This window comes from Pseudomonas sp. ENNP23, from assembly GCF_001728945.1.
Classification (GTDB): domain Bacteria; phylum Pseudomonadota; class Gammaproteobacteria; order Pseudomonadales; family Pseudomonadaceae; genus Metapseudomonas; species Metapseudomonas otitidis.
Window position 1 is genome coordinate 20,623 of record NZ_LYSP01000060.1, and the last position, 8,408, is coordinate 29,030.

Genomic DNA, 8,408 nt, shown 5'->3' on the forward strand with positions numbered 1-8,408 from the left:
GTGGGTCCTTTGACCAGGCAGGTGAAACAGGGCAGGGCGCGTGCGCCGGTACAGCGGGTTGCTTGGAAGGTTGTTGTGACTCATTGGTCACACTCTGACCTTGGGTTGGGAGTTAAGCAGCCGCGTTTTCCGCCCGCAAGCCTCTGGCCGGAAAAAAGCCTGCAGTTGGTCGGCTGCCTGGTCACCGAGCTGTGAGTGGGGCCGGGGGCGAAAGGTTCGGGGGATCGGGCTACCGCTGGTCGGGCTTCAGAACAGGGCGATCTCGTCCGACGTGAGGGCGCGGTACTGGCCGGGGCGCAGGGCCGGGTCCAGCGGCAGGTCGCCCATGCGCTCGCGGTGCAGGCCGACGACCTTGTTGCGGAAGTGGCCGAACATGCGCTTGACCTGGTGGTAGCGCCCTTCGTGCAGGGTGAGGCGGGCCTGGCGCGGGGCGAGGATCTCCAGTTGGGCGGGGCGGGTGACGAGGTCTTCGTAGGCGAAGTAGAGGCCGGCGGCGAAGGCGGCGATGCAGGCGGGGTCGATCTCGTCTTCGGTCTCCACGCGGTAGACCTTGGGCTGCTTGGTTTCGGGCTGGGTCACGCGGCGCGACCAGAGGCCGTCGTTGGTGATCAGCAGCAGCCCTGTGGTGGTGAGATCGAGGCGGCCGCCCAGGTGCAGTTCGTGCTTGTCGGGCTCGTCCAGCAGGTCGAGCACGGTGGGGTGTTCGTCGTGGCAGGTGGCGCTCACCCAGCCGGCCGGCTTGTGCAGCATGAAGTAGCGGGCGGGCTTGCCGGGCTGGATCTCGCGGGTGTCGAGGGTGACGCGGTCGAACACGCGCACTTCGCGCCGGGCGTCGCGCTCGGGGGCGCCGTTGACCTGCACGCGGCCGGCGGCCAGGGCGAGGCGGGCGTCCTGGCGGTTGAGGTCGGGGAGGTTGCCCAGCAGGCGGTCGAGGCGCATCAGGCCGGCTCGTCGTCAGCGCGCAGGCGGGCGCAGCGGGGGCACAGGCAGGCGCGGTCGCGGGCTTCCAGCGGCACCTGGCGCAGGGCCTCGGGGTCGATCTCGACGCTGAAGCACCAGCACGGCTGGGCGTCGCCACGGGCGAGGCTGCACTGGTTGGGCTGGCCGCAGAGCGGGCAACGGTTCGGGTCGAGGGGCTGGCTCATGGGACGGGCGTCGGGTTTCGGCGCGCTAGGGTGCAGCGGGGTGGACGGGGATGCAAGCCGCAGCGGGCCGACGGTCGGTCAGGCGCCTGCCGGGCCTCTGGCCGGGGCGCTGCGGGGGCACAGGGGCAAGCCGCTGAGCGGCGGAGCGTGCCCAACGTGAAGGAAGCTGCATCGAATGACTGGCGCAACGAGTAGAATCTTCGGCATTGTGCCCGTCGTCGCTCGGACCCGATCGATGAACGTGTAGGAAAAAACAGTTGTCTACCCAATATCGTCACCACTCAGCGGAATAGAGACGAACGTGTCCACTCAAATCAACGCGGTCAATAAAGCCAAGGCCTGGTCGGCCCACGGCGTCACTGCCACCGGTGTGGTGCTGGCCCTGATGGCCATCCTGGCACTCTTCGACAACCAACCCCGTGACTGCCTGTTGTGGCTCGGCGCGGCGTTGCTGGTGGACGGCCTGGACGGCAGTTTCGCGCGCAAGGTCCAGACCAGCACCATGCTGCCGAACTTCGACGGTTCGACGCTGGACCTGGTGATCGACTACCTCACCTACGTGTTCATCCCCGCCATCTTCATCTATCGCTACGTACCGCTGCCGGACTACACCGTGCTGCCCACGGTGAGCCTGATCCTGGTGTCGTCGCTGTTCTGCTTCTGCAACCTGAACATGAAGAGCAGCGACAACTACTTCGTCGGCTTCCCCGCGGCCTGGAACGTGGTGGCGCTGTACCTCTACCTGCTGGACCTGCCGCCGGCAGTGAGCTTCGGCATCATCTGCGTGCTGGCCGCGCTGACCCTGACCAAGCTGAAGTTCCTGCACCCCTTCCGGGTGAAGCGCCTGATGCCGCTGAACATCACCGTGACCTTCGTGTGGATGCTGAGCAGCATGTTCCTGGTCATCCAGTACCCGGGCATGAAGCCGATGATGCTGGTGCTGTGGGGCCTGTCCTCGGCCTACTTCGTGGGCGTGTGCCTGTGGCGCAGCCTGATGGACTGGACCGGCAAGCTCCGCGCCTGAGCCGGTTGGTGGTGAAAGAGCCCGTCCTTGTGACGGGCTTTTTCGTGGGGCATCGGCGGCCCGGCAGCGCGAGGGCCGGTTCGGCTGACGGCGCGGCGGCTTGCCTATATCCTTCACGCCTCGTTATCCACCCCAGGACTTCCTTGCCATGAAAGCGCAGCTCGTCGAACTCATCACCAAAATCAGCTCGGGTTGCATGACCGAGCAAGAGATCGAGCAGATCGCCGACGAAGCGGCCCAGGCCTATACCGACCCGGAAGCCTTCCTCGCGGCTAACCCCGACATCAACTACGACGACACCTTCACCATCCCCCTCGGCGAGTGGGTGGTGGTGGGCAGCCTGCCGGAGACCGTGCTGTTCCACGCGGACGACTACCCGGAGCTGCTGAGCCAGATCATCGCCTCCTTCGGCCCGAGCGTGACCTTCAACATCCAGCCCAAGCAGCTGAAGAAGGTCGAGCCGCTGCGCGCCGTGCGCAGCATCCAGGTGCAGCTCAGCGCGCTCTACCCGGAGAAGGGCGGCTACGTGCTGGTGGGCTTCAGCGACCCGATGGAAGAGGGCGTGCTGCAGGCCGTGCTGGTCTACACCCAGGACCTGCCGCGCGTGCTGGAACTGGCCGAAGAGCTGGGCATCGAGGCCGTGGCCGTCTACGAGGCCATGCAGGGCGCCCAGGACGACGCCTGAGGCGTGCGGGGGCGGAGTCATTCGCGAAGGCCCGGTGCCCGGGCACTTCGCCATGGAGCCTGCTCCCACCGGCGGCAAATTGTTTAGCGCCGCCTGAACCAAAGATAGGAAAAACTGGATTTTAAGCACCCATGGGGGCGTGCGAGTCTCCGGGGCATCCTTGTTTTCGGCACCTTCCCGATGGGTTCGACCCGCACAACCGCCCCCGTATCGCACACGCCGCCCCACCTGGGCAGCGTGCGCTGGCGGTGTAGCCGGTGGCCGGCCCTGACCCGCGTCTCCCTCCCTCTCGAACTGGCCTTCTGGGCGCTCTGGCACTGCCGCCATGCGCGCCCGCCGGATAGCGCACCTGCCTGATCGCGGCCCACGCGCCGCACCGTCACTATCGTTGACCTCGCCCGCCTGCACAGCCTTTGCATGGCCAGGGACGGGACCATTTCGCGCGCCTCAGGGCGCAGAGGGAGCCACATGACATTTGCCAGAGCGCAGGAAGCCCAGAACTTCCTGGACCAGAACCCGGACATCGACACCTTCGAGCTGTTCATCCTCGACGCCAACGGCGTGCCGCGCGGCAAGCTGCTGCACCGCGAGGAACTGCTCGCCGTCTACCAGAGCGGCCGTCCGCTGCCGAGCACCATCCTGGGGCTCACACTCAACGGCGAGGATGTGGAGGACTCCGGCCTGGTCTGGGACGTGGGCGACATCGACTGCCGCGCCTACCCGCTGCCCGGCAGCCTGGTGCGCCTGCCCTGGCGGCGCATGCCCACCGCCGCGCTGCAGGTGTGCATGCACCCGGAAGAGGGCATGCCGGCGGCCATCGCCGACCCGCGCCACCTGCTGGTGCAGGTGATCGACCAGCTCAAGGCCGACGGCTACCACCCGGTGATGGCCTGCGAACTGGAGTTCTACCTGCTGGACCAGAAGAACGACGCCCAGGGCCGCCCGCAACCGGCGCTGGACACCGACGGCCGCCGCCCGCGTACCACCCAGGTCTACGGTCTGCGCGAGCTGGAGCAGATTGAGCCGTTCCTCGCCGACCTCTACGCCGCCTGCAAGGCCCAGGGCATCCCGGCGCGCACCGCCATCTCCGAGTACGCCCCGGGTCAGGTGGAGATCACCCTGGAGCATGGTGACGCGCTCACCGCCATGGACCAGGCCGTGCGCTACAAGCGCCTGGTCAAGGGCGTTGCCAATGCCCACGGCATGCGTGCCTGCTTCATGGCCAAGCCCTTCGATCACCTGGCCGGCACCGGCATGCACATGCACGTCAGCCTGGCTGACGCGAAGGGCCGCAACCTGTTCGCCAGCGAAGACCCGGCCGGCACCCCGCTGCTGCGCCTGGCCGTGGGCGGCATGCTCGAATCGCTGCTGGATTCGCTGCTGCTGTTCTGCCCCAACGCCAACTCCTACCGCCGCTTCCAGGCCAACAGCTACGCCCCGCTGGCGCCCACCTGGGGTGTGGACAACCGCACCGTCAGCCTGCGCGTACCGGGCGGCCCGGCGGCCAGCCGGCACGTGGAGCACCGCATCTGCGGCGCCGACGCCAACCCCTACCTGGCGGCGGCCGCCATCCTCGCCGGCATCCACCGCGGCCTGCGCGACGAGATCGACCCCGGCGAGCCGGTCCAGGGCAACGGCTATGCCCAGGCCACCGAGCGCCTGCCCACCGACTGGCTCACCGCCCTGCGCGCCCTGGAAGCCTCCACCTGGGCCCGCGAAGCGTTCGGCGAGGCCTTCCTCGGTGTGTACCTGGCCGTCAAGCGCGCCGAGTACCGCCAGTTCATGGCCGAAGTCAGCGAGCAGGACTGGCGCTGGTACATGGACCAGGCCTGACCTTTTTTGCGCGGGCCGCCGGGCGGCCTGCACCCGTTGGATGCCCCCACAGGGGCACTGAAGGAATGACCCGATGAATGCTGCACTGAAGAACACCGCCAGCGCCGAGCGCTGCCGCTCCTACTACACCGCGACCCTCAACCAGGAGACCGACTACCCCACCCTGACCGGCACGGTCGAGGCGGACGTGGTCATCATCGGCGGCGGTTTCACCGGCGTCGCCACCGCCGTCGAGCTGGCCGAGCGCGGGCTCAAGGTGGCCCTGGTGGAAGCCAAGAAGATCGGCTGGGGGGCCACCGGCCGCAACGGCGGCCAGGTCACCGGCAGCCTCTCCGGCGACGAGGCCATGCGCAAGCAGATGCGCCAGCGCCTGGGCAAGGAGGTGGATGACTTCATCTGGAACCTGCGCTGGCGCGGCCACGAGATCATCAAGCAGCGCGTCGCCCGCTATGGCATCCAGTGCGACCTCAAGCACGGTCACCTGCACGCGGCGATGAAGCCCGCGCACATGGACGAGCTGAAGGCCTCCTACGAGGAAGCCCTGGCCCGTGGCATGGAAGGGGAGGTGACCCTGCTGGACGCCGCCGGTATGCGCAACCACCTGGAGAGTGACCTGTACCTGGGCGCGCTGAAGAACACCCGCAACATGCACCTGCACCCGCTCAACCTGTGCCTGGGCGAGGCCCGCGCGGCTGAGAGCCTGGGGGCGATGATCTTCGAGCACTCCGAAGTGCTGGAGATCGTCCACGGGCCGCGCCCGGCGGTGGTCACCGCCCAGGGCCGGGTCAACGCCGGACAGGTGCTGCTGGCCGGCGACGTCTACCACAAGCTGGAGCGCAAGAAGCTCAAGGGCATGATCTTCCCGGCCATGGGCGGCATCGTCACCACCCGCCCGCTGGGCGAGGTCGCCGACCAGATCAACCCGCAGGACCTGGCCGTCTACGACTGCCGCTTCGTGCTCGACTACTACCGCCTCACCGCCGACAAGCGCCTGCTGCTGGGCGGCGGCGCCAACTACTCCGGGCGCGACTCGCGGGACATCGCCGCCGAACTGCGCCCGGCCATCGAGCGCACCTTTCCCCGGCTCAAGGGCGTGGAGATCGAGTTCCAGTGGAGCTGCGCCATGGGCATCGTCATCAACCGCATCCCGCAGCTGGGCAAGCTCTCGCCCAATGTCTGGTACTGCCAGGGCTACTCCGGCCACGGCGTCGCCACCACCCACATCATGGGCGAGATCATGGCCGAGGCCATGACCGGCACTTTGGGGCGCTTCGACACCTTCGCCGGCTGCTCCCACATCAAGGTCCCCATGGGCGACATGTTCGGCAACCCCATGCTGGCGGTGGGCATGTGGTACTACCAGATGCTGGAAAAGCTCCGCTAAAGCCTCGTAGCCCGGGCTTCAGCCCGGGAGATCTGCAACTGATCGAGGCAGCGACTGCTTGTAAGCGAGCTCTGCTCGCGAAATGCCTGCCCTATGGCATGTGCGCGGGGACTTCCCCGGACTGAAGTCCGGGCTACGGCTTGTCTCCTTGGTGTATCCATTCGCGAAAGCAACTGCGATTGGCCCCGACGGTGGACCGATGAAGCGCGGTCCACCCTGTGCCTGTCCAAAGCCACCGTAGCCCGGGCTTCAGCCCGGGAGATCACTGATCGAGGTAGCGACTGCTTGTAAGCGAGCTCTGCTCGCGAAATGCCTGCCCTATGGCATGTGCGCGGGGACTTACCCGGAATGAAGTCCGGGCTACGGCTTGTCTCCTTGGTGTATCCATTCGCGAAAGCAGCTGCGGTTGGCCCCGACGGTGGACCGGTGAAGCGCGGTCCACCCTGTGCCTGTCCAAAGCCACCGTAGCCCGGGCTTCAGCCCGGGAGATTCGCAGGTGATCGAGGTAGCGACTGCTTGTAAGCGAGCTCTGCTCGCGAAATGCCTGCCCTATGGCATGTGCGCGGGGACTTACCCGAAATGAAGTCCGGGCTACGGCTTGTCTCCTTGGTGTATCCATTCGCGAAAGCAGCTGCGGTTGGCCCCGACGGTGGACCGGTGAAGCGCGGTCCACCCTGTGCCTGTCCAAAGCCACCGTAGCCCGGGCTTCAGCCCGGGAGATTCGCAGGTGATCGAGGTAGCGACTGCTTGTAAGCGAGCTCTGCTCGCGAAGCCCTCGGCAGCGCTGCGCACCGCTTGGCGACTGAAGTCGCCCCTACCGGGGGCGTGCCAGGTGCAACCCGCGTGGCGAGCACGCGGGTCGTGGGGGTGGTCAGGCCGGGTTGGTCTGGCCGATGCGGGCGCCGCTGCGGGGCTCGGCTTGGGCATCCGGTTCGCCGTCGTCCCGCTCCGCTGTGGAGCGTTCGCTGGCGCGGTGCCCGGTGATGCGCAGCAGGGCCAGGGTGCAGACCAGCGACACCACCGCATAGAGCGCCGAGGCGATGGCCACGCCGACAATGCTGCCGGTGGAGTTGAGGATCCACTGGGCCAGCAGCGGGGTGCCGCCACCCACCAGCAGGGAGCACAACTGGTAGGCCAGCGAGAGGCCGGAGTAGCGCACCCGGGTGGGGAAGGCGCGGGCCAGGATGCCGCCGATGGCGCCGTAGAACATGGCGTGGGGGATGGTCGCCAGGCACATGCCGACGGCGGCGATCCAGTACACGTTGGTCTCCACGGAGAAGAACATCGCCGGCATCAGGATGAACTCCGGCAGCACCATGATCGCCACCGCCTTGCGCATGTCGATGCGGGTGGTCAGCAGCGCGCCGAAGGGCTGGCTGACGAACTGCACCACCAGCGCGATGACGATGATGCTGAGGAAGGTGCTCTGGCTGTAGCCCAGGGTCTTGGTGGCCCAGGACAGGGCGAAGGTGCTCTTGAAGTAGGTGACGTGGATCACCGGCAGCGTCCCCGCGCCGAGCAGCACCACCAGCCAGTGTTTGCGCAGCACTTCGAGGATCGGCAGCTTGGCGGTCTTGTTCTCGCGCATCAGCCGCTGCATGTCCGTCGACTCCTCCAGGGTCAGGCGGATCACCATGCCGACGATCACCAGCGCCGCCGAAAGCAGGAAGGGAATGCGCCAGCCCCATTGCAGGAAGTCCGGCATCGGCAGGCTGCTCAGGGCGAAGAAGGCCAGGGTCGCCAGCAGATTGCCGGTGGGCGAGCCCTGCTGGGCGAAGGCGGCGTAGAGGATGCCCTTGCCCTTGGGCGCGCTCTCGCTGGCGATTAGGATGGCGCCGCCCCATTCGCCGCCGACGGCGATGCCCTGGATCACCCGCAGGCACACCAGCGCCACCGGTGCCCAGACGCCGATCTGCGCATAGGTGGGCAGCAGGCCGATGCCGGTGGTGGCCAGGCCCATCATGATGAGGGTGATCACCAGGGTGGTCTTGCGCCCGATGCGGTCGCCCAGGTGACCGAAGATGATGCCGCCCAGGGGCCGGGCAATGAAGCCGGACCAGAGCGTGGCGAAGGACAGCAGGGTGGCGACGCCCGGGTCCATGTCGGCGGGGAAGAACACCTTGCCGAACACCAGCGCGGCGGCCAGGCCGTAGATGTAGAAGTCGTACCACTCGATGGTGGTGCCAATGAAGGAAGCGATGCCCGCCTTGCGGGCCTTGCGATGCTGTTCCCGTTCGTCCGGGTGCAGGGCGTGGTTCATGGACTCCACCTCTCTTGTTGTTTTTATCTGGCGAACCAGCGGCCACCCCGCCGATGCAGACAAGGGGTGTGGCGGGG

The 8,408-nt window shown here is 67.4% G+C and carries 7 protein-coding genes; 4 read left to right on the forward strand and 3 right to left on the reverse strand.

The features are described 5' to 3' along the window. Positions 1–246: 246 nt before the first annotated feature. Together A9G05_RS24295 and A9G05_RS24300 are read right to left on the reverse strand one after the other, a co-directional pair. On the reverse strand, positions 247–939 hold the full coding sequence (locus A9G05_RS24295; protein ID WP_069563390.1) for an RNA pseudouridine synthase: 693 nt from the start codon (positions 937–939) through the stop codon (positions 247–249). Further along, on the reverse strand, positions 939–1,145 hold the full coding sequence (locus tag A9G05_RS24300) for a cysteine-rich CWC family protein (RefSeq protein ID WP_069563391.1): 207 nt from the start codon (positions 1,143–1,145) through the stop codon (positions 939–941). The genes A9G05_RS24295 and A9G05_RS24300 overlap by 1 nt, the downstream gene beginning before the upstream one ends. Positions 1,146–1,446: 301 nt before the next feature. Between A9G05_RS24300 and pcsA the strand changes: the two genes are divergently transcribed. The 4 genes from pcsA to A9G05_RS24320 all read left to right on the forward strand — a co-directional run bounded on the left by pcsA (position 1,447) and on the right by A9G05_RS24320 (position 6,071). Further along, entirely contained in the window at positions 1,447–2,169 is a 723-nt protein-coding gene (gene pcsA, locus A9G05_RS24305) for a phosphatidylcholine synthase (RefSeq protein WP_069563392.1), read from the forward strand. Positions 2,170–2,317: 148 nt separating this feature from the next. Continuing rightward, positions 2,318–2,854 (forward strand): hypothetical protein, encoded by a 537-nt coding sequence (locus tag A9G05_RS24310; RefSeq protein ID WP_069563393.1) that lies wholly within the window; start codon positions 2,318–2,320, stop codon positions 2,852–2,854. A gap of 468 nt (positions 2,855–3,322) precedes the next feature. Then, complete coding sequence (locus A9G05_RS24315) at positions 3,323–4,687, forward strand: glutamine synthetase family protein (RefSeq protein WP_069563394.1); 1,365 nt, start codon at positions 3,323–3,325, stop codon at positions 4,685–4,687. A 73-nt stretch (positions 4,688–4,760) separates the two neighbouring features. Next, positions 4,761–6,071 (forward strand): FAD-binding oxidoreductase, encoded by a 1,311-nt coding sequence (locus A9G05_RS24320; RefSeq protein WP_069563395.1) that lies wholly within the window; start codon positions 4,761–4,763, stop codon positions 6,069–6,071. Positions 6,072–6,942: 871 nt separating this feature from the next. Here the strand turns inward: A9G05_RS24320 and A9G05_RS24325 are convergent. Beyond that, positions 6,943–8,331: an MFS transporter gene (locus A9G05_RS24325; protein WP_069563396.1), complete on the reverse strand. Its 1,389-nt coding sequence runs from the start codon at positions 8,329–8,331 to the stop codon at positions 6,943–6,945. Positions 8,332–8,408 lie beyond the last annotated feature (77 nt).